17 protein-coding genes, 2 tRNA genes and 1 pseudogene are annotated in these 21,003 nt (G+C 65.4%); 7 read left to right on the top strand and 13 right to left on the bottom strand.

Features of this window, described 5'->3' with window-relative positions:
• The 3 genes and pseudogenes from LXM94_RS20935 to LXM94_RS20925 form a co-directional block, all read right to left on the bottom strand.
• Positions 1 to 460 (bottom strand): annotated as a pseudogene (locus tag LXM94_RS20935) (SPOR domain-containing protein); the annotation flags it as partial.
• A 58-nt stretch (positions 461 to 518) separates the two neighbouring features.
• Positions 519 to 2,276, bottom strand: a complete 1,758-nt coding sequence (gene argS / locus LXM94_RS20930; protein ID WP_235773403.1) for an arginine--tRNA ligase — start codon at positions 2,274 to 2,276, stop codon at positions 519 to 521.
• A 63-nt stretch (positions 2,277 to 2,339) separates the two neighbouring features.
• The gene (locus tag LXM94_RS20925; protein ID WP_235773402.1) at positions 2,340 to 3,557 is read right to left on the bottom strand and encodes a deoxyguanosinetriphosphate triphosphohydrolase; all 1,218 of its coding nucleotides are present in this window, start codon (positions 3,555 to 3,557) and stop codon (positions 2,340 to 2,342) included.
• A gap of 214 nt (positions 3,558 to 3,771) precedes the next feature.
• On the opposite strand from LXM94_RS20925, the gene erpA reads away from it, so the two are divergent.
• Both erpA and xth read left to right on the top strand, forming a co-directional pair.
• A complete protein-coding gene (gene erpA / locus LXM94_RS20920) occupies positions 3,772 to 4,104 on the top strand; it encodes an iron-sulfur cluster insertion protein ErpA (protein WP_235773401.1) in 333 nt (110 codons plus the stop codon).
• 110 nt (positions 4,105 to 4,214) lie between these two features.
• Positions 4,215 to 5,006 carry an exodeoxyribonuclease III gene (xth, locus tag LXM94_RS20915; protein ID WP_235773400.1) on the top strand — a complete coding sequence of 264 codons (792 nt, stop codon included), beginning with the start codon at positions 4,215 to 4,217 and terminating at the stop codon, positions 5,004 to 5,006.
• Positions 5,007 to 5,060: 54 nt separating this feature from the next.
• Here the strand turns inward: xth and exoR are convergent, their stop codons facing one another.
• The 6 genes from exoR to LXM94_RS20885 form a co-directional block, all read right to left on the bottom strand.
• Positions 5,061 to 5,864: an exopolysaccharide production regulator ExoR gene (exoR, locus tag LXM94_RS20910; RefSeq protein ID WP_235773399.1), complete on the bottom strand. Its 804-nt coding sequence runs from the start codon at positions 5,862 to 5,864 to the stop codon at positions 5,061 to 5,063.
• A 431-nt stretch (positions 5,865 to 6,295) separates the two neighbouring features.
• Positions 6,296 to 7,552, bottom strand: a complete 1,257-nt coding sequence (locus LXM94_RS20905) for an OmpP1/FadL family transporter (RefSeq protein WP_235773398.1) — start codon at positions 7,550 to 7,552, stop codon at positions 6,296 to 6,298.
• Positions 7,553 to 7,907: 355 nt separating this feature from the next.
• Positions 7,908 to 10,748 carry a valine--tRNA ligase gene (locus tag LXM94_RS20900; protein ID WP_235773397.1) on the bottom strand — a complete coding sequence of 947 codons (2,841 nt, stop codon included), beginning with the start codon at positions 10,746 to 10,748 and terminating at the stop codon, positions 7,908 to 7,910.
• Between the two features lie 128 nt (positions 10,749 to 10,876).
• A complete protein-coding gene (locus LXM94_RS20895) occupies positions 10,877 to 11,659 on the bottom strand; it encodes a DUF2497 domain-containing protein (RefSeq protein WP_235773396.1) in 783 nt (260 codons plus the stop codon).
• A gap of 154 nt (positions 11,660 to 11,813) precedes the next feature.
• Positions 11,814 to 13,133, bottom strand: a complete 1,320-nt coding sequence (locus LXM94_RS20890) for a TolC family outer membrane protein (RefSeq protein ID WP_408015672.1) — start codon at positions 13,131 to 13,133, stop codon at positions 11,814 to 11,816.
• Positions 13,134 to 13,484: 351 nt separating this feature from the next.
• Positions 13,485 to 14,138, bottom strand: coding sequence for a protein-L-isoaspartate O-methyltransferase family protein (locus LXM94_RS20885; protein WP_268965203.1), 654 nt, complete (start codon positions 14,136 to 14,138; stop codon positions 13,485 to 13,487).
• A gap of 294 nt (positions 14,139 to 14,432) precedes the next feature.
• On the opposite strand from LXM94_RS20885, the gene exbB reads away from it, so the two are divergent.
• Complete coding sequence (gene exbB / locus LXM94_RS20880; protein ID WP_235773395.1) at positions 14,433 to 15,491, top strand: tonB-system energizer ExbB; 1,059 nt, start codon at positions 14,433 to 14,435, stop codon at positions 15,489 to 15,491.
• Positions 15,492 to 15,494: 3 nt separating this feature from the next.
• Complete coding sequence (gene exbD / locus LXM94_RS20875) at positions 15,495 to 15,926, top strand: TonB system transport protein ExbD (protein ID WP_235773394.1); 432 nt, start codon at positions 15,495 to 15,497, stop codon at positions 15,924 to 15,926.
• Positions 15,927 to 16,008: 82 nt separating this feature from the next.
• Here the strand turns inward: exbD and LXM94_RS20870 are convergent, their stop codons facing one another.
• Positions 16,009 to 16,857: a calcium-binding protein gene (locus tag LXM94_RS20870; protein WP_235773393.1), complete on the bottom strand. Its 849-nt coding sequence runs from the start codon at positions 16,855 to 16,857 to the stop codon at positions 16,009 to 16,011.
• Between the two features lie 1,084 nt (positions 16,858 to 17,941).
• A tRNA-Cys gene (locus LXM94_RS20865) sits at positions 17,942 to 18,015 on the bottom strand.
• A gap of 246 nt (positions 18,016 to 18,261) precedes the next feature.
• On the opposite strand from LXM94_RS20865, the gene LXM94_RS20860 reads away from it, so the two are divergent.
• Entirely contained in the window at positions 18,262 to 18,780 is a 519-nt protein-coding gene (locus LXM94_RS20860; protein WP_235773392.1) for a DUF992 domain-containing protein, read from the top strand.
• Positions 18,781 to 18,858: 78 nt separating this feature from the next.
• On the opposite strand, the gene LXM94_RS20855 is transcribed toward LXM94_RS20860, so the two are convergent.
• Positions 18,859 to 19,335, bottom strand: coding sequence for a DUF2938 domain-containing protein (locus LXM94_RS20855; RefSeq protein WP_235773391.1), 477 nt, complete (start codon positions 19,333 to 19,335; stop codon positions 18,859 to 18,861).
• A gap of 180 nt (positions 19,336 to 19,515) precedes the next feature.
• Between LXM94_RS20855 and LXM94_RS20850 the strand changes: the two genes are divergently transcribed.
• Positions 19,516 to 20,388: a glycosyltransferase gene (locus LXM94_RS20850; RefSeq protein ID WP_235773390.1), complete on the top strand. Its 873-nt coding sequence runs from the start codon at positions 19,516 to 19,518 to the stop codon at positions 20,386 to 20,388.
• A gap of 17 nt (positions 20,389 to 20,405) precedes the next feature.
• On the opposite strand, the gene LXM94_RS20845 is transcribed toward LXM94_RS20850, so the two are convergent.
• On the bottom strand, positions 20,406 to 20,687 hold the full coding sequence (locus LXM94_RS20845; protein WP_235773405.1) for a hypothetical protein: 282 nt from the start codon (positions 20,685 to 20,687) through the stop codon (positions 20,406 to 20,408).
• 158 nt (positions 20,688 to 20,845) lie between these two features.
• On the opposite strand from LXM94_RS20845, the gene LXM94_RS20840 reads away from it, so the two are divergent.
• A tRNA-Asn gene (locus LXM94_RS20840) sits at positions 20,846 to 20,920 on the top strand.
• Positions 20,921 to 21,003 lie beyond the last annotated feature (83 nt).

Raw genomic sequence — 21,003 nt, 5'->3', positions numbered from 1 at the left:
CGGCCGGCGTCTCCCTGTCGACAGGGTCGGCGGCGACAGGCGTCGGCGCATCGTAGAGCGCGAATTCGCGCAGCAGCGCGTCCTCGTCCGCCGCAAGCTCCGCATCAGCCGAATACCCGGCTTCCGGAATCTCCGGTTCGCCGGCAACGTCGAAGGCGGGTTCGGCTGGCTCGGGTTCGACCGCCGGCGTTTCCTGGAAAACCGGCTCGGCGGCGACAGGCGTCGGCGCATCGTAGAGCGCGAATTCGCGCAGCAGCTCATCCTCGAGATCGACCAGCGGCGCCGGCCGGCCGGCCGTCTGCGCCGGCATCTCGGCCTCGCGGACCGGCTGCACGGCCGGACCCGGGGACACAGGCTGGGGGTCGTAGCCGACAATGCGCGCGAGCTCGCTCAACGGATCGTCGTCCGCCAGGAGATCCGTGTCGGCGGTTCCGCTACGGGCGAAGTTCTTGTCTGCCATTTGTCCACTCACAAGCCACAAAACGCGTCTGCCAGCTTATTGTGGGTAAATGGTGACACTATCGCATTTCGTCCGGCGCGGCAGTGCCTGTAATGGCAAGTCCCGACTTCAAGACAGAGGCGACAGCATGCACCAGCCCAAGTCTGGCAATACTCAATTCTCTGTTTTTATCGTTAACAAAGCGTAATTCTGGCATTTCCTTGCCTTTGTTCCAATGGGCATGGAAGCTGCTGGCCAGATCATAGAGGTAAAATGCGATGCGGTGTGGCTCCTGCGCCAGTGCCGCGCCTTCGATCACGCGCGGATATTCTGCGAGCTTCGCGACGAGCTGGAGCTCGTTCGGATCGGAGATCCGGCCGGCAACCGCGGAGACGAGATCGAGCCCGGCGATGTCAAGGCCGGGAAAGGCTTCGGCCGCCTGGCGGAAGACCGACATGCAGCGGGCATGCGCGTATTGAACATAGAAGACGGGGTTGTCCTTCGACTGCTCGGTCACCTTGGCGAAATCGAAGTCGAGCGGCTCGGAGCTTTTCCGGTAGAGCATCATGAAGCGCACGGAATCGCGCCCGACCTCCTCGACGACATCGCGCAGCGTCACGAAGTCGCCGGAACGCTTCGACATCTTGACCGGCTCACCGTCGCGATAGAGCTTGACGAGCTGGCAGAGCAGCACCGTCAGCTTCGCCTTGCCGTCGGAGACGGCCTTCGCGACCGCCTCCAGGCGCTTCACGTAGCCGCCATGGTCGGCGCCGAGAATGTAGATCATCTCGTCGAAGCCGCGGTCGAACTTGTCCTTGAAATAGGCAACGTCGGCGGCGAAATAGGTATAGCTCCCGTCCGACTTGATCAGCGGCCGGTCGATGTCGTCGCCGACCTCCGTCGAGCGGAACAGGGTCTGCTCGCGATCCTCCCAATCCTCCGGCAACTGGCCCTTCGGCGGCGGCAGCACGCCCTTGTAGACATGGCCCTTGAAGGTCAGGTCGTTGATCGCGGTGCGGATCGGCGCGCCGTTGCCGGCGTGCAGCGACCGCTCGGAGAAGAAGACGTCGTGATGTACGTTGAGCGCGGCAAGATCCTCCCGGATCATCGCCATCATCGCGTCGATCGTCCGGTCCTTGACGAGCGGCAGCCACGCATGTTCGGGCATCGCCCGCAGGCTCGCGCCGAATTCCCTGACGAGCGCCTCGCCGACGGGCACGAGATAATCCCCCGGATAGAGGCCGGACGGGATGTCGCCGATCGTCTCGCCAAGCGCCTCGCGGTAGCGCAGATAGGCGGAGCGCGCGAGCACGTCGACCTGGGAGCCGGCATCGTTGATGTAATATTCCTTCGTCACCGCATAGGAGGCGAAGGCGAGCAGGTTGGCGAGCGCGTCGCCGACGACCGCGCCGCGGCAATGGCCGACATGCATCGGGCCGGTCGGGTTGGCGGAGACATATTCGACATTGACCGCCCTGCCGGCCCCGGCCGCGCTGCGGCCATAGGCCGAGCCTTCGGCAATCACCGCCGCGAGCAGCCGCTGCCAGTAGGCGACGGCGAGGCGGATGTTGATGAAGCCCGGTCCGGCGACGCTCACCTCGACGACGTCGGGATCGTCGCGCAATGCCGCGACGATGAGTTCGGCAAGCGCGCGCGGATTGGTGCCGAGCGGCTTGGCGAGCACCATGGCCGCATTGGTCGCCACGTCACCGTGGCTCTGGTCGCGCGGCGGCTCGACGCTCAACCGTGAAAAGTCGACATCCGCCTTGGCGCGAACGATCTCAAGGCCTTGCAGAACGGTTCTGATTCTGTTTTCGAAGTCGGTGAAGAGGTTCATGTCGCTTGGATCCGTGATGCCGGGCGGCCGGTCGAGCGGCGCGGGCGTGAAGTCGGCGGCTTGCTAACGCAATTCCGGAGTGTGGTCAAACAGCCGGCGATGCGTGTTGACGGCATAGTTGTCGGTCATCCCGGCGAGATAGTCGCCGACATGGCGCGCCCGCACCGGTTCCGGCATCTCGGCGATGCGGCTCACCCAGTAGTGGCCCTGCATCAGGAGCGGATCGGCCATATAGGCGTGAAAAAGATCCTTGACGATCGCCGCGGCATTGGCGCGCACGCGCATCACATCCGGGTGGCGGTAGATGCGCGAGAAGAGCATGCTCTTGATCTCCCGGTCGGTGACCGCCATTGCCTCGGAGAAGGTCGCCATCACGCGGCCGGCGGCGCGCACGTCGTCGGCGCTTTCCGGGCGGACGTCCCGCAGCGCGGCCTGGGCATAGCCGATCACGTCCTCCACCATGGCGGTGATCTGCCGGCGCATGATCTCGTGGGTGAAGCGGGCGGGCTCCAGCGCCGGGTAGCGCTCCCGCACCTCGGCCATCAGGCCGGCGAGGAAGGGGATGTCCTCCAGCATGTCGAAGGTGAGATAGCCCGAGCGCAGCCCGTCGTCGATGTCGTGGGTGTTGTAGGCGATGTCGTCGGCGATTGCCGCGACCTGCGCCTCGAGGCTCGCGAAACTCGCCAGTTCCAGGTCGTGGATCGCGCAATAGTCGCGGATCGGCTGCGGCACCGGTCCGCGCGCGCCCTCCCCCTCGGGCGTCATCAGCGGGCCGTTGTGCTTGACGAGTCCCTCGAGGCTCTCCCAGGTCAGGTTGAGCCCGTCGAATTCGGCATAGCGGCGTTCGAGCTTGGTGACGATTCGCAGCGACTGGGCGTTGTGATCGAAGCCGCCATAGGGCACCAGCACCTCGTGCAGCGCGTCCTCGCCCGTATGCCCGAACGGCGTGTGGCCGAAATCGTGCACGAGCGCCACGCCCTCGGCGAGGTCTTCGTCGAGCCTCAGGGCGCGGGCGAGCGCGCGGGCGATCTGCGCCACTTCGATCGTATGGGTGAGCCGTGTGCGGTAGTGGTCGCCATCGGCGGCGATGAAGACCTGCGTCTTGTGCTTCAGGCGCCGGAAGGCGGTCGTGTGCACGATGCGGTCGCGGTCGCGCTGGAAGTCGGAGCGGGTCGGGCTCGACACCTCCGGGAACAGGCGCCCGCGCGTCGTCCACGGGTCTGCCGCAAAGACGGCCCTCTGTCCGGCCCCGAAACCCAGCGCATGTCTGTCCAGCGTCATCCGTCACCCGCATCCGGGCCGCCCATTGACGCGGCCCCGGCGCCTTCATACCTATAGAGTGCCGCCGGCGAAAGTCCCGCGCAAGACTGCAGCCGCCATAGTCACCAGATCAGCGGGTTGCAGGCAGCGCTTGCGGGGCCGGCGGGAGAATGCCGGCGCGTCTGCGCCGGTCAACCGATTCTCTGCGGGCCTTGAACCCGTCAGGAGGCGACGAATGGACGACAACAAGGTCACGATTTCCGAGGCGGCGGCGAAGCGCATCGCCAGCATCCTGTCGGCCGACCCGGCGAAGAGCGCGCTGCGCGTTTCGGTCGAGGGCGGCGGCTGTTCCGGCTTCTCCTACAAGTTCGACCTCGTCGAGGACCGGCAGGACGACGACCTCGTCGTCGAGAAGGGCGACGCCCGGGTGCTGATCGACCAGCTTTCGCTCGTCTACATGGACGGTTCCGAGATCGACTTCATCGACAACCTGCTCGGCCAGTCCTTCCAGATCCGCAATCCGAATGCCGTCGCGAACTGCGGCTGCGGCACCAGCTTCTCGATCTGAACCCGGCCCGCGGCCGTCTTTGCCAACAGCTTTCGGCCGCCTTTGCAATTCCGCTTCGCAACGCAATGGGCTAGGGTCGGCCCGATCCGCCGAACGGGATGCTGCAACGAATGAAGATCGCCACCTGGAACATCAACGGCGTGCGCGCGCGCCTCGACAACCTCATCGCCTGGCTGAAGGAATCGGCACCCGACATCGTCGCGCTGCAGGAGATCAAGTGCCAGGACGAGGCCTTTCCGCGCGCCGACGTCGAGGCGCTCGGCTATCACGTCGAGACGCACGGCCAGAAGGGCTTCAACGGCGTCGCGCTCCTGTCGAAGCTGCGACCGGACGAGATTTCGCGCGGACTGCCCGGCAGCGAGGCCGACGAGCAGTCGCGGTTCATCGAGGGCGTCTTCTCGGTCGACGGCGGCGTGGTGCGGGTGTGCTCGATCTACCTGCCGAACGGCAACCCGCCCGAAGACCCGGTCAAGTATCCCTACAAGCTCGCCTGGATGGAACGGCTCGCGGCGTTCGCCGCCGACCGGCTGGCGCTCGAGGAGCCGCTCGTGCTCGCCGGCGACTACAATGTCATTCCGGAGCCGCACGACTGCTTCGACGTCAAGGCCTGGGAACGGGACACCCTCTTCCTGCCCCCGACGCGCCAGGCGTTCCGGCGGCTGGAAAACCTCGGCTTCACGGATGCGGTGCGGGCGACCACCGATGCGGCGCCGCTCTATTCCTTCTGGGACTACCAGGCCGGCTGCTGGCCGAAGAACAACGGCATCCGCATCGACCACCTGATGCTCTCGCCGGAGGCGGCCGACCGGCTGTTGTCCACCGATATCGAAAAGCATGTGCGCAACTGGGAAAAGCCGTCGGACCACGTGCCGGTCATCGCGCATTTCCGCTTCGCCGCCTGAAACGACAAGAGCGGGACACCGTCCCGCCCGCGATCACAAGGAATGGCCGGAAAATCAGTTGCCGTCGCCGAAGCGCAGGTCCTGCGCAAGCGCCACCGCAACGCGGCGGTCGTTCTCGTTGGCAAGCGAGAAGGCCCGCTCCTGCAGTTCCTGCAGCCAGCCGCGATCCTTCGGGGCACAGTGGTCGAGCGCCGCCGTCATGAAGGCGAGCCCCTGGGCATACTGCCCTTCCTGGAAGATGACGTTGCCGAAAAGCCCGAGCGCGCCGGCATGGCCGTTCTTGCGGGCACGGTTCAGCCATTTCTTGGCCTGATGCACGTTGGCGGCACCGCCCTCGCCCTGCAGGATCATGCGGGCGAGCTGGAACTGCGCCTCCGGGACGCCGAAGGCGGAGGCGGCCTGGAAATAGAGCTGGCGCGCCTGCGTGAGGTCGGATTTGACCGGGCTGCCGGGAATGCCGCGGCGATAGTAGCCGGCGAGCGACACCAGCGCATTGACGAAATAGCCGGTATTCTCCGAGCCGGGCTCGATCCCCTCCCGCGCGATCTCGCTGTAGATCTTGAAGGCCTCGAAGTCGTTCTCGGCAACGCCGTCGCCATCAGCATACATGTTGGCGAGCGCCCAGCGCGAGCCCGTATGGCCCTTCTCCGCCGCATAGCGGTAAGCCTCGACGGCGTCTCTCTTGCGGCCTTCCTTGTAGGAGAAGAAGCCGAATTTGAAGAGGTCGAACGGTCCGCTTTCCTTGGTGATGCCGGACTCCGGGTCGAAGGCCGCCGCGGGGCCTGCATGGGTCTGGGCAAGGGACGCGACGAGACCGAGCAACAGCAGCTTCGCCGGGACGGACTGGAACTTATACATGACAGCTACGAACTTCCGCATCCGCGGCACGCCACCGCGGACAGAGCGACCCGCCGCACTTGCCGACGACGGTCCGACCCGTGTTTTGATAGTGCGAGCCGAAGAACCGGTCAGCGGATCGACCGGAAGACCGCCCGCAACGACCGTCTTTCCGAAAGCATACCGACATGGAATCTCGTGGCTCATCGTTTCCTTGAGCGCGTTCTTTGCGCATCTTGTTGGCCTAATCGCTGCTCCCCGTTTGTGGCGGGAAATGGACGAATGCCGACCGTGCCAATCTGTAGCAAAAGATAACGAAAAATGTGTTGCGGAATCACCACAGAAACGGGGTGCTTTGTGAAGCTCCGGCGATCGACGGGACCGCAATGCCTATCGAAACGCAAAAGGCCCGGTCGTCGACCGGGCCTTCGAGTGAATGCCGACGCGGCTCGTCAGAACTTGATCTTGAGCCCAGCCGAAACGGCAGATGACCAATCGGTGCCGTAGTCGTAGCTCGTGGTCGTGAGGTTGACCGGACGCGACTCGCCGCTCGTCAGCATCGACACGGCGCCGGCGAGGCGCAGCTCGACATTTTCGGTCGGCGCGTAGACCGTGGCAAGGCCGACCGTCCAGGTGTCGCTCTGCGAACCGGTAACCGTGCTGGTGCCGCGGTCCCAGGTCAGGCTCGCGCCGCCGCTCCAGTTCTCGTCGAACTTGTGACCGACGCCACCGGTGACGGTCCAGCCGTCACGGTAGAACAGGTCGAGCGAGGTCAGGACCGGATCCCCCGGAAAGCAGACCGTACCGCCGGCCGGGTTGCAGCGGAACTCGACGGTCTGCAGCCGGCTCCAGTTCGTCCACTTGACCGATGCAAAGGCGAGCCAGTCCGGTGCGAAGCCGGATTGAACCTTGAGCTCCAGCGAGTCGGGCATGGTGGCGGTGCCGATCACCGGCGTGACGTCGCGGCCGAGCGGGTTGAGCGCCAGCGGTACGCCGGAGAGGTCGAGCGTGCCGGTGATGTCGCCGAGGTCCACGCTGCTGTTGTAGACCAGGCTGGCCCGCATCGCATATTCGGGAATCTCATAGGCAACGCCCGCCCGCCAGCCGACGCCGTCGCCTTCCATGCCCCGCAGCATGCCGAGGCCGGAATAGCCGGAGAAACCGGATGCGGCAAGGATTTCCGACGGCACGACGACCGCCTCCTTGAAGCCGCCGACCTCCTGGTAGAAGGCGCCGCCGATCAGGCGGAACTGACCCGGGCCTGCATCGAACTTGTAGGAGCAGGTGCCGCCGTAGTTCCGGCTGTAGACCTTGATCTCCGTCATGTCCTTGGCACCGGCCCAGGTGCGGCCCGGATTGGAATGCGCGCCCCACGGTTCGGAATAGTCGATGATGCAGTCGATCGCATCGCCGACCGCACCCTTCATCCCAAGATAGGGAACGTCATAGCTCTCGTATTCGTCGGCTTCCGAGGAATAGCCGAGCGTATTGAGATTTGTCGGATCCGTTTCGTCGACGCTTTCGTCCTTGGCGTTCTTGATCGTTCGCTTCGGCATCACATAGGTGATGGACGAGTCGAAGATGAACGGCGAGTTCTCGAACAGCAGGTCGATGTCGTAGCCGCCGCGCTCAAGTCCGCCGGCGGTGGCCGGGCCCGCAAGCGCGATGGCTGCCATCACGAACGGCGCGGGCTTCAAAAGTCTTTTCATTCTGTCCTCCCCGATAGGCCTCAAAAGTTCCATCACGCCCCCAGAACGCGAACAACTTTCCGTGAGTATCCAAAAGCCGCCCCGACTTGGCAAACCCCATATGTTGGGGATGATTTTCGTTGACCAATCAAAGAATTACGTAAGTTTTTATTGAAGCCCCTCAAAAGTCACAGTCGGCAGAAAATTATTGCCATTCAGCCCGCAAGAATCCGAAAAACAGGAATGGAATTTCAGGAGAAACCCGTGATGTCACATTCCGGACACAGTTCGTCTTTTGCTCGGCATGGCTATCGGCAGCCTATCTGCATCCCGAAACGGGGCACCGGGGCCCTGCCGCGCACGGCCCCGGGGGGAATCAGGCAGCGTCCCGGACGCGCGCAAGGGCAATCCTGAGGCTTGCCAGTTGCTGTTCGAGCTCGGCCTCACGCTCCCGTTCGGCCTCGACCACCTCCGGCTTGGCATTGGCGACGAACTTCTCGTTTGCGAGCTTCGACTGGACGCGGGCGAGTTCGCCTTCCGCCTTGGAAACCGCCTTTTCAAGCCGCGCCGACTCGGCCGCGAGGTCGATAAGCGTGCCGAGCGGCAGGCAGGCCGTCGCCTCGCCGACGACGATCTGCGCCGCGCCCTTCGGCGCCGCATCCGCAAGCGTGATCGTCTCGACGCGCGCGAGCCGGCGGATGGCCGCGTCGTGGCGCTCCAGCCGCGCCCGCGTCACCGCGTTGGCGCCGATCACCGCGAGCGGCGCCGTGGCCGCCGGCGGAACATTCATCTCGGAGCGCACGGAACGGATGCCGGAGACCAGTTCGATCAGCCAGTTGATCTCGCCGGCCGCCGTTTCGTCGGCATAGGCCGGAGCCGGCCATTCCGCGTGGCAGATGAGGCCGTCACGCTCGCGCTCCTCGCCCGCCGTGTGTGCCCAGAGCTCTTCCGTCATGAACGGCATGAAGGGATGCAGGAGCTTGTAGGTCTCCTCCAGCACGTAGGCGGCGCAGGCCTGCGATTCCGCCTTGGCGCCGGCGTCCTCGCCGTTGAAGATCGGCTTCAGCAGTTCGAGATACCAGTCGCAGAAACTGTTCCAGATGAAGCGGTAGAGGACGCCCGCCGCATCGTTGAACCGGTAGCCCTCGATCGCCTCCGTCACGTCGCGGGCGGTGCGCGCGAGTTCGGTCAGGATCCAGCGGTTGACGGTCAGTGCCGCCGCCTCCGGCACGAAGGTCGGATCCGCCTTGACGCCGTTCATTTCTGCAAAGCGGGTCGCGTTCCAGAGCTTCGTGCCGAAATTGCGGTAGCCGGCGATGCGCGCCGGATCGAGCTTCACGTCGCGGCCCTGCGCCGCCATGATGGCGAGCGTGAAGCGCAGCGCGTCGGCGCCGTACTCGTCGATGAGTTCGAGCGGGTCGATAACGTTGCCCTTGGACTTCGACATCTTCTGCCCGTTCTTGTCGCGCACCAGCGCGTGCACGTAAACGGTGTGGAACGGCTCGACCGGCGTGCTGTAGTCGTCCTTCATGAAGTGCAGGCCCATCATCATCATGCGGGCGACCCAGAAGAAGATGATGTCGAATCCGGTGACCAGCACGTCGGTCTGGTAGTACTTCTCGAGTTCCGGCGTCTGGTGCGGCCAGCCGAGCGTCGAGAACGGCCACAGCGCCGAGGAGAACCAGGTGTCGAGCACGTCCTCGTCGCGCGTCAGGATCTCGCCCGGCCGGAAATTCTCCAGCAGGTCCTCGACATAGGCCTTCATCGGCCCCTCGTGGGCGATATAATGCTGGATGGCGGCGTGCAGCGCCTCCTCCTCGGTCTTCTCGACGAAGACCTGGCCGTCCGGGCCGTACCAGGCCGGAATCTGGTGGCCCCACCAGAGCTGGCGCGAGACGCACCAGGGCTGGATGTTCTCCATCCACTCGAAATAGGTTCTTTCCCAATTCTTCGGGACGAAGTTGGTGCGGCCTTCGCGCACCGACGCGATCGCCGGCTTGGCGAGCGTTCTGGCGTCGACATACCACTGTTCGGTGAGGCGCGGCTCGATCGGCACGCCGCCGCGGTCGCCGTGCGGCACTGTGTGCTTGTGCGGCTCGATCCTGTCGAGGAGGCCGCCCTCCTCGAAGACCTTGACGATCAGCTTGCGGGCCTCGAAGCGGTCCAGGCCGTCGAGCGCATCCCACAGGCCAAGCTGCATCTCGTTCGGCGTCAGGCCCTCGAGATAGTCCTCGTTGTCCTTGATCGTCACCCGGCCTTCGACCGTCAGGACATTGACCTGGCGCAGCCCGTGGCGCTTGCCGACGTCGAAGTCGTTGAAGTCGTGCGCCGGTGTCATCTTGACCGCGCCGGTGCCGGCCGTCGGATCCGGGTATTCGTCTGCGACGATCGGGATGCTGCGGCCGACGATCGGCAGGATGACATGTTTGCCGACGATGCCCTTGTAGCGCTCGTCGTCCGGATGCACGGCAACGCCGGTGTCGCCCAGCATCGTCTCCGGCCGGGTCGTGGCGACGACGAGGTAGTCGCGCGTCTCCCATTCGGTCGCCTTGCCGTCCTCGTCGAAGGCGACGGGATGCTGGTAGGTGACGCCCGGCTCCAGCGGGTAGCGCAGGTGCCAAAGGTTGCCGCTGACCTCGACCTGCTCGACCTCCAGGTCGGAGATGGCGGTCAGCAGCTTCGGATCCCAGTTGACGAGGCGCTTGTCCTTGTAGATCAGCCCTTCCTTGTAGAGCGAGACGAAGACCTCGAGAACGGCCTCCGACAGGCCCTCGTCCATGGTGAAGCGCTCGCGCGACCAGTCGCAGGAGGCACCGAGGCGGCGGAGCTGGTTGAAGATCAGGCCGCCCGATTCCGCCTTCCATTCCCAGACCTTGTCGACAAAGGCGTCGCGGCCCATGGCGCGGCGGCGCAGCTGCTGTTCCATGAGCTTGCGCTCGACGACCATCTGCGTCGCGATGCCCGCATGGTCCATGCCGGGCTGCCAGAGCACGTCCTTGCCGCGCATGCGCTCGAAGCGGACCATGATGTCCTGCAGCGTGTTGTTGAGCGCGTGGCCCATATGCAGCGAGCCGGTCACGTTCGGCGGCGGGATGACGATGCAGAAGCTGTCTGCCCCCGGCTTGGCGCCGGCGCCGGCGCGAAAGGCGTCCGCCTCTTCCCACATCTTCGCGATACGCGGCTCGACGGCCGCGGAATCATAGTTCTTATCGAGCATTTTCGTCGCCAAACCTGGAGTTCGTTATGGCCGGTTGTAAACCGGATGGGACCTGCGAAGTCAACAACGCACGACAGCCACGTCCGTTTCGGGACGCGGCTGGCGCAAGACGCTCCCGAAAAGGCTGGTCAGCGGCGCGGGCCCCGGGCCACGCGCTCGATCTCCTCGCGCACGAGCCGTTCCACGAGCGTCGGCAGGTTGTCGTCGAGCCACTCGCGCAGCATGGGCCTCAGCATGTCCTCGGCGATCTCGTCGAACGAGCGGCGCGGCCCGTCCTCGAGGACCTGGGCCAGCGCACCGAAGGAACTCGCCACCTTCTCGCCGACGGACGCCGAGATGAGCGCGCGCGCATCGGCGGATTCCGACTCGAGTTCGGCCGGAGCCGCGGCAGCGATGTCCTCGGCCGACGCCGTTTCGGCGGCCGGCCTGTCGTCCTGCCGGAACGAGACCTGCGGCTCGGCGGCCGGCCGGCGTGGCAGGTCGAAGAGGGGTGACGGCGCGCGGCGCGCCTCCGCCTCGATCGGTCCGCCCCGCGTCGCGGCCGGTTCGGAACGTTCCGGCGCCGGGCGCTCGGCGTCGCGACCGCCGCCGTTGCGCTCGGAGGCGGCACGGACCCGCGCCGCCACGTCGGCGAGCGAAAGGGCCGGCGCCGGCGGCACGTGAAGCGGTCCGAGCGGCAAGGCCGTCTCGACGGATGCGGCGGGCAGCGGCATGTCCGCAGCATGCGGGGCAGGCGCCGGTTCGTCAGCCTCCGCCACCTCGACGCGTTCGAAGGTAACCTCGAAATCGCCGTCGTCGGGCCGGACGGCACCCGCCTCGTGGGCCGGCGGATCGTTGCTTTCGATGATCCGGCGGATCGAGGCCAGGATCTCGTCCATGGACGGTTCACGCGCGACATTTGGCTGAGCCATTTTCATCCCCGTTTTCTGCGACGCCGGCGGCGCCCTGCCCCACCGGCTGCGCCACCGTGGGCAAACATAGGCCAGTCGCGGCACCGACTAAATCGCCGCGAATCAGTATTCCAGAAGTGATGCACAGATTTGTTGCGCAATCCAAGGCCGCGGCTCAGCGGCCATCCACGGTGCGCAGCCCGAACCACTTGTCCTTGACGGCCTCGTAGTGCTCCTCGGCCCGGTATTCCGCGACGTCAAGGCCCTGACCCGCCACCGTCAGCTGCCCCATGGAAGCCAGCAGCGAGTAGCTTGCGACGACCGCGGTCCGCTGCGCCAGAACGAGGTTTTCGCGCGCGTCGAGCACGTTCTGCTGGGCCGTCAGCACGTCGAGCGTCGTGCGCTGGCCGACATTGCGCTCCTCCACGACACCCGACAGGGCGAGGTTCGCGGCGTCGATCTGCGCCTGATAGGCCGAAATTGCCGCATGCGCCGCCTCGAGCTGCGTATGGGCGGAGATCACGGTCTGCTGGACCTCCAGCCGGGCGGAATCGACGAGAATGCGCTGCTGCCCGAGCCGCTCCTTCGCCTGGCGGATGCGGCCGTGCTCGGCGCCGCCCTGGTAGATCGGCACGGTGACGCGCGCGGTGATGCTCGCGTTGACATTGTCGTTGGTGCTGGTCGAGCCGTTGACCGAGCGGTAGACGTCGCCCTGCAGCGAGACCCCGGGCAGCATCGCACCCTCGGCGGACTTCACATCGTAGCCCGCCGAATCGACGCTGCGCTCGGCCGAACGGATGTTCGGGTTTTCCCGCATGCTCGTCGCGACCGCCTGGTCGAGGCTGCCGGGCAGGCCCCTGCGCGCCGGCGACGGCTGCCTGATGCCCTTCGGCGCGTCGCCGACGATCTGAAAATAGACGGCTTCGCTCTGCTTGAGCTGCGCATTTGCGGTAACGAGCAGCGACTGGGCCTCCGCCAGCTCCGCCTCGGCGAGGCTGACGTCGGTGCGCGTGCCCTCGCCCACCTGAAGGCGGGCTTCGGAGGCGTTGAGCTGCTCGCGCAGGAAGGCGAGGTTCTCCTTGCGGATCGAGACGATCTGCTGGTCGCGGGCGATATTGGCGTAGGATTCGACAGCGGCGAGCAGGATCGAGATTTCCTGCGCCCTGAGCGCCTCGCGATTCGCGAGCACATTCGCCTCGGCGGAGCGCACATTGTTAAGCGTCTGGAAGCCGTCGAAGATCTGCTGCGACACGGAGACGCCGTAGGACGAGGCGAACGTGTCGTTCTGGTTGAAGGAGCCGCCGAAGCAGCGTCCGCCGATCAGCTGGCCGTTGCACAGCCGCTTGTCAAAGATCGTGCGCGTCGCGTTGGCCTCCAGCACGCCGTTGACCTGCGGCCGCATCGCCGATTTGGCGATGGTGACATTCTCGTCAATGGCTCGCAACGCAGCGCGCGCGGCGTTCAGATCCGGATTGTTGGCATAGGCCTTGGCCATCGCGCCCTGGACCGTCTCAGCCGCCGTGGGGCCGCCTGCCGCGAGGGCGGCGGAAAGCAGCGTCAGTGCCAGAAGCGTCCGTCGAACATTCACCACAGATCGTCACTCCGTTAGGGACACAAGCCAGTGTGGCCCGCATCGCACCGTCGCAAAGGGGCATCCTGTCCCAACCGGAATGCAGGAAATCGCATCCCCCACGACGGCCCGGCTGTCCTCAAGCCGTCGATTCGACCATAACATCCAATTTGGATTGCTCGCAGGGGCGAGGCAAGTATTGAGGGACCATCGCACTTTACAATTCGACGGCGCGTTGCCGTTCGGCAACAAGCACCGCCGTGTTGCGCCGCAAACTCAAAAGACGAATTCTGCGTCCTTCACGAAGCCCGGAAGCGGCTTGACGGAGGCGTTGAAGGCCGGGCGTTCGGAGGTAACGCCATGTTCCTTGATATAGAGCCGCGCCTTGGCGGCGTTGCCGAAGCCGACGACCGTCACCAGCCTGCCGCCGTCCCGCATCTGGGCGAAGAGCGCGTCCGGCACGTATTCCACCGCGCCGTGGAGCAGGATGACGTCATAGGGCGCTTCCGGCGCGTAGCCGTGCATGAGGTCGCCCGTCACCACCGCGACGTTGTCGCAGCCGAGCCGCGCGAGCGTCTCCGTTGCTTCCGCCGCCAGCGCCTCGTCGCTTTCGAGCGCGACGACGGAGCCGCTGAACCTGGAGAGGATGGCAGAGGCGTAGCCCGTGCCGCAGCCGACCTCGAGCACCACGTCGCCCGGCTGCACCGCCGCGAGCTGGACGAGCTTCGCAAGCGGCGACGGCTCCATCAGGAAGCGGCCCGGCGCGATCTCGATGTCATTGTCGATATAGGCGAGCGGCCTTTTCGAGGACGGCACGAATTCCTCGCGCGGCACCGACAGGAAGGCGTCAAGGACAGCATGCGACGTCACGTCCGTCGGCCGGATCTGGTTGTCGACCATCTTGGTGCGCGCCACGGTGTAATCAATCATTTCCTGCCCCGTCATCGAAGATCGCGCCGGCGCGAGCATGTCGCGGGCGCTCAAAGCTGCTGCACCTGTCTTAGTGCGCTTCCGGCGGCAGTGTCCATAGAATTGCGGCGGGCCGCGACCAAATTTCACGCTTGAAATGGCAAAGCCGGACGAATTATCATGAACATAATAGTCAAGATATCGTTGCCTGCGGCGGCTCTTCGTCGTAATGAGGCGCCGGTTCCGGGATGTCCGGCGGCGGCAGAGCCGCCCCGCCCCGCCAAACGAACAGAACAACAGCAAAAGGACAACGTCGTGTCTGGACGGTCTGCAAACCTTTTCGCCCTCGCCTTCCTGACGCTGGCCGCGGTCTTTTCCGGGCCGGCCGCATCGCAGGAAACGCCCGCCCTGCCCGTCGCCGGCGAAACGCAGCAGGATGGCGCAACGACGGATGGCGCCGCGAGCACCACGGAGACCGGCGCCCGTGCGGAACAGCCCGCAGCCGGTGCACAAGCGACCACCGTCGCGACGGACGAAGCGGTTTCGGCCGAGGACGGCGCCGTCGATGCGGAGGCGACGCCTCTCGACGGTGTGACCGGCGAGGAGCCTGCAGGCGAGCGCCAGGCCGGCCTGCCGCACGACCTCTCGCCCTGGGGCATGTTCATGGCGGCCGATATCGTCGTCAAGGGCGTGATGCTCGGACTTGCCTTCGCCTCCGTCGTCACCTGGACGGTGCTGGTCGCCAAGCTCCTCGAGCTTGCGGCCGCCCAGCGCGCCGTCAGGAAGGGCGTGCGCCTGCTGATCGACGCCAGGGGTCTCGCCGAGGCCGAGCAGGCCTTCGGCCGCCGGCGCGGCGTCGCCGCCCGCATGGTGGCGGCCGCCCGCGACGAGATGGCGGCAAGCGAGGGCGTGCTCGACCGCGTCTCGGACGGCGGCGTCAAGGAACGCATCGCCTCGCGCCTGTCGCGCATGGAAATCGCCGCCGGTCGCCAGATCACCAAGGGGACCGGCCTGCTCGCGACCATCGGCTCCACCGCCCCCTTCGTCGGCCTCTTCGGCACCGTCTGGGGCATCATGAATTCGTTCATCGGCATCTCGAAGGCGCAGACGACGAATCTCGCCATCGTGGCGCCGGGCATCGCCGAAGCGCTGCTCGCAACCGCGATCGGCCTCGTCGCGGCCATTCCCGCCGTCGTCATCTACAATTTCCTGGCGCGCGCCATCACCGGCTATCGCCAGGGCCTCGCCGACGCATCCGCCGCGATCGAGCGGCTCGCGAGCCGCGATCTCGACGCCCGCCGCGCCCATTCCGTGGCCGCGGCGCGCAGCGAACGCGGCGCGAAACACGACCCCGCCCTCGTACGGATCGGATGAGCCATGGCCAGCAGGATCAGGGAAGGTTCGGGCGACGAGCTCGAGGAAAACAGCGAGATCAACGTCACGCCGTTCATCGACGTGATGCTCGTGCTGCTCATCATCTTCATGGTGGCGGCGCCGCTCGCCACCGTCGACATCAATGTCGACCTGCCCTCCTCCGTCGCGCAGCCCGCGCCGCGTGACGACAAGCCGGTTTTCCTGACGCTGAAGAAGGACCTGACGGTCTCGATCGGCAACGGCACGATCGACCGCGATGCCTTCGGCCCGGAGATCGACGCCGTCACCGAAGGCAACAAGCAGGCACGCATCCTGCTGCGGGCCGACAAGGCGGTCGACTACGGTCAGGTCATGGACGTGATGAACCTGCTGCGCCGGGCAGGTTACGCGAAGATCGCCCTCGTCGGCCTCGAAGGCGGCGCCCCGCCGTCCTGAGGCGGCGTCGGGCGCCGGCCTGTCAGGCGGCGGAAGGCGCCATCCGCGGGGACGGCGCCTTTGCCGTGTCCGGTTGCCGGCGTCAGAACAGGAAGTCGCCCGCGTCCAGCGCTGCAAGCTTGACCTTGTTGAGCACGATCGTGTCGCCGCCGCCGAGGTCGATGACGACGCTGCCGCTTTCGACGGACACGTGATCGGCGATCAGGTCGTCGAACGAGCGGACCGACGCAACCTCGGACAGGTCGAGGATGTCATGGCCGGTGCCGGTCGCCTTGAAATCCTTGATGCGGTCGGCGCCGTAGCCTATCGCGAAGACGAACGTATCGGTGCCGCTGCCACCGGCGAGCACGTCATCGCCCTCGCCGCCGTCGAGGATATCCGCGCCCGAACCACCCCGGAGCCCGTCGTCATCCGCGCCACCGAAGAGCTGGTCCTTGCCTGCAGCCCCCTTGAGCGTGTCGTCGCCCGCATTGCCGGCGAGCGTATCGTTGCCGGCAAGGCCGTTGACGACGTCGTTGCCGGCGCCGGACCAGATGTCGTCGTGGAAGGCTGTCGCGGTGACCGTGTCATTGCCGGCGAGCAGTTCGGCGAAGAACGCCGCGGTGCTGTTGCTGTCGATCACCTTCGTCAGCGCCGTGGCCGAGAGGCCGAGCTTCGCCGCATCGACGACCGTGATGCCGTCGCTCACGACCTTGAAGCTGCCGATCGTGCCGGAGGTGAAGCCGATCACCTCGCCCTGACCGTTGAACTTGTAATCGAATCCCTTTCCCTTGAACGTCATGACGTTCCTGGAATCGTCAAAGAGCTTCAGCGAGGTCGAGGTCCCGGTCGCATTGTCGTAGTCGAGAATCGTGTCGAGGTCCTCACCCGTCAGCTCATCGAAATCCATACCGGACTTTGCGGTGAACCCCTTGAATTTAAACGTTGCCATTGCAGTACTCCGTTGCACTGCGGCCATGCGTATCGCGGCAAGAGGGGAATCTCAACGGACATTTCGAGACACGTTCGAACCGTTCTGAAACACGGCTAACCGCCGCTTAACCTGCCGTGCAACTTTTCCCGTCAGAGGCGAAGCGGGATGGGTTGCGCAACAGCGTACCGGGCGATCGACGGGCGGTTCAGGAGGACGGCGTAGGGGACATGCGCTCGTGAACTAAGTCTAGCGCCTGGAGCCTGGAGCGCCGCCCCTCACGAACGAAGCTTGCCCAACACCGCCGCCATAGCGACCAACCGCGGGCTCTCCGAAGTATTGTCCTCCGGGCTCTTCCTTCTTCTTGCGTGGTTTCGGAGCATTTAACAGTTTGTTGGCAGTTTTGATCGCCCTTTTTAGCCGTCCAACTGACAGTGAATCCGCGCTTTCCAGACGTTTCTTCAAATGGTCACGGATTTCTATGAGTTCCCCCTTAGAAAGATTCGCGGATTGAAGGTTCGCATTTTCCCACCGGACTAACTTCTCCATATCATTCCTCGCACCCTAAAGGCGCAACGTGACAGGATGCACGCGGGTGTCAAGCGGGAGGCTTCTTGTAGGGAAACACTTCTCCGGCCTCGACTTGTCGCTTCCAGTCTTCCTGAAGGCGCTCGCCGTACTGCTTTCGCTTGGCCTGCCATTGGGCGTCAGCCCGAGCCTCGGCTATCCGTTGCGGATAGGTAATAAGCCATCCTATGCCTTTCCAAGCGGCCCAACCTGCTGCCCCAATTGCCAACAACAACAGCACGCCGGTGCCGCCGCGGCTGCTTCGACCGCTCCGGCCCCCACCTCCACTGCGCCTCCGGCCACTACCGCGGCCACCACGAGCCTCTCCATCCACAGGGAGGGAAACAGCAAATAGAGATCCGATCAGGAAGCCTCGCCTATTCATTGCATGCGCCTCCCATGTTGCGCGGATTTGCCGAGTGTGACTGCAAACCGTTGAAAATCAAGCGACGTCAGTTGCAACATGTTGCGACATGAAAACCAGCATTGGCGCCCCAGGGTGGCGCCGTAACTGGCTGGTTTTAAAGAAAAAAGAAGGTGGAGGCCTCGCCCGGAATCGAACCGGGGTGCAAGGATTTGCAGTCCTCTGCGTAACCACTCCGCCACGAGGCCGTCCGATTGCTTTTCAGCGAGTGGTGGGCGGCGTTTAGAACGAATTTAGGTTTCGTGCAAGGGTACCTGCAGCCTGTCGCGGAGATTTTGTTGCGGCACGCGCGCCGCGACCCGCAGCAGGCATGTGGAGCGCCCGGCGCACGCCTCAGGAAAGCCGCAAATTTGACCCGAAGACTGTTCACAAGCCGGGGCGGGAACGAAATGGCTGGATTGGCGGTTTCGGATCCAGCAAGAAGGAGACGACCAATGAACAGGAAGATTGCAGCCGTCGTGGCGCTGGCCATGTCGCAGACCCTCGCGCCCTTCGCCATCGCCGCCGACATGGCCCCGGCGCCGACCTACGCCGAGCCGCCGGACGATGCGGACGGCGTGAAGATCGGCGTTCTCAGCTGCGACGTCGGCGGCGGCGTCGGCTACGTGCTCGGCTCGGCCAAGTCCGTCGATTGCGTGTTCGAATCGACGCGCGGCACGCAGGACCACTATTCCGGCGTCATCCGCAAGATGGGCGTCGACCTCGGCTTTACGACGCGCGGCCGTATCGTCTGGGCGGTCTTCGCACCGACGTCGGGTTATCACCACGGCTCGCTCGGCGGCCTCTACCAGGGCGCGACGGCGGAGGCGACGGTTCTTGCCGGCGTCGGCGCCAACATCCTGGTCGGCGGGACCTCGGGCTCGATCCATCTGCAGACGCTGAGCGTCAGCGGCCAGCTCGGCCTGAACCTCGCCGCCACCGGAACCTCGGTGACGCTGACGCCGCAGGGCTGACCACACGCCCGCGCAGCGGTGAACGGCCCCGGCACGCTCGGCATGCCGGGGCCGTTTTGTCTTCGAAGCCTTCGGTCCTCAGCGGATGAGCAGCGCCGTGCCGTAGAGGCCGATGGCAAAGACGGTATGGGACACGAGGTTGAGGACGCGGACGCGGTTCCGGTGCGGCAGCTTCGACGCCGCCCAGCCGAGGCCAAGCCCCGGCTGCAGCAGGAACCAGCCGGCGCCGACGGTGACGATGCCGAGGATCCAGGCCGGCAGGAAGGTCGGCGTAGCGAACCAGTCGCGGCCGACGAGAAGCGCAAGAAGCACGCCGTAGACGATCCCGACGGCATAGTGGCCCGCCCAGCCGAGCGCCAGTTCGTGCCGGTAGGGGGATGCCGCGGCGATGTCGTCGTGAAAGACCGTGCCGTTTTTCAGGTGGAAGAACCAGCGCCCGACGGGCGCCCAGTTGGGCCGCGCCTGTCCGAAGGCCCGCCAGAGCAGCACCGCCCAGAGATCGATCAGCACCGTCGCGCCGATCCCGATCACCACGCCGCGCCAGATGAGTTCCATGCCGTCCGCTCCTTGCGATTTCGCGCAAGCGTTAGAGCAGGTCGGCGGCGCAGGCGCAACGGTCCGCTCGCCGTCGGCGAGAGCCCGGCGCTCGACGACAGACCGCGCGTGCGATCTTTGCCGTTGACTTTTCGTCGACGGCAGGTCTTCTGCCGGCAAACGCGGTCCGGGGGATTTTCAGTGGCGTTACGCAAGATCGTGGGGGGCAGACCCGCCGTTCCGTCCGACACGACGCTCGCCTTCGCCTTCGACAGCAGCTACCTCGCGCCGTTCGGCGCCATGATCCGCTCCATGGTGCGACTGGAGACGCTGCTCGATTGTCCGGTCGCCATCTATTCCGACGATGCCAGGGTCTTCAACCATCCGCTGGTCAAACTTATCGCAGACGAACGGCGCCTGCTGGACGGCGACCTTCTCGCGACGCTCCAGCGCGCCGCGCGCGACACGGTACGCCGGCCGGAGCGGGCGACCTGGAACCGCGGCACGTTCCTGAAATGGGCGGTCTTCGAACCCCAGCCGACACGCCAGCTGCTCTTCCTCGACGTGGACATGCTGTGCCGCGCGCCGCTCGAGCCGCTGATCGCCGAAGCACCGGATGCCGCCTTTGTCAGCGCACCACAGGTCCAGACGATCCTGTTCGAGGACGAAACCGGCGGCACACGCCCGCCCGCCGACGTCGCGGCCCGGCTGCAACGCCTGCTCGACGGCGATCTCTGGGGACCGCATGCGCATCGCGTCAACAGCGGCGTCATGCTGGTCCGGGCGCCCCTGCTCAGAACCGAATTTCGCGACGCGCTGCTCGCCTTCGCTTTCCGGGGCGGCCTGCAGTTCAATGAGCAGACCCACATGAGCGCCTATTTCGGCGCGCATCCCGGGCTGCTGCACATGGTCGGCATCAAGTACAATTTCCAGGCCAACTATCTGCGCCACGTGGCCGAGGACCGGCGCCAGTCGCTGGTGTCCCAGGCGGCGATCCTGCACTTTGCCGGCAAGAGCAAGCCGTGGAAGGTCGCCGCGCCGGAGCCGCACCACCTGGAATGGTTCCGCGCCTGACCGCGGGGTCCGCGCCCTCAACGCCGGCGGGTCGAACGGCGGTTGCCCCACCAGACGGCAAGACGCCGCCGCTGCCTGCGCGCGAAGGCGCTGTCGTGGGAAAGGACCAGCAGGCCGAGCGGCACCATCCAGAAGCCGAGCACCGGCAGGAATCCGAGGATGCCGCCGAGGATCAGCAGGCAGCCGATCGCGATGCGCAGCAGCCTGGACTGGGGAAGCCGCATGCGCCAGGTGCCGATGACGATCTCCCGGGTGCGGGGGTCCACGCCGAAATAGGTCTTGCTCTTTTCAGCCGCCATTCGCCCGTCCAGTATGCCGGCGCGGAGCCGCGCCTTTCGCAGGACCATCTGGGGCCTTCTCCACAAGCAATCAAGGATGCCGCACTTTTTTGTCAAAAACCGCTTGGCAAATCGATCCAGCATTTGTATTACGCGCTCACTCCGCGGCAAGCGGATGATCCCTGGTAGCTCAGCGGTAGAGCATTCGACTGTTAATCGACAGGTCGCCGGTTCGAATCCGGCCCGGGGAGCCAAAGTTTCAAGGTCCATTCTGGACACATGGGTTACGGTTTATACCGGAGACATGGGTAACACTTTTGGCCCGAAGGGGTCTTGG

Origin of the sequence: Rhizobium alarense, from assembly GCF_021555155.1 — a bacterium.
Lineage (GTDB): Bacteria > Pseudomonadota > Alphaproteobacteria > Rhizobiales > Rhizobiaceae > Rhizobium_D > Rhizobium_D alarense.
Note: the sequence above shows the minus strand (reverse complement) of the source record. Positions and strands in the feature narration are given on the sequence as shown.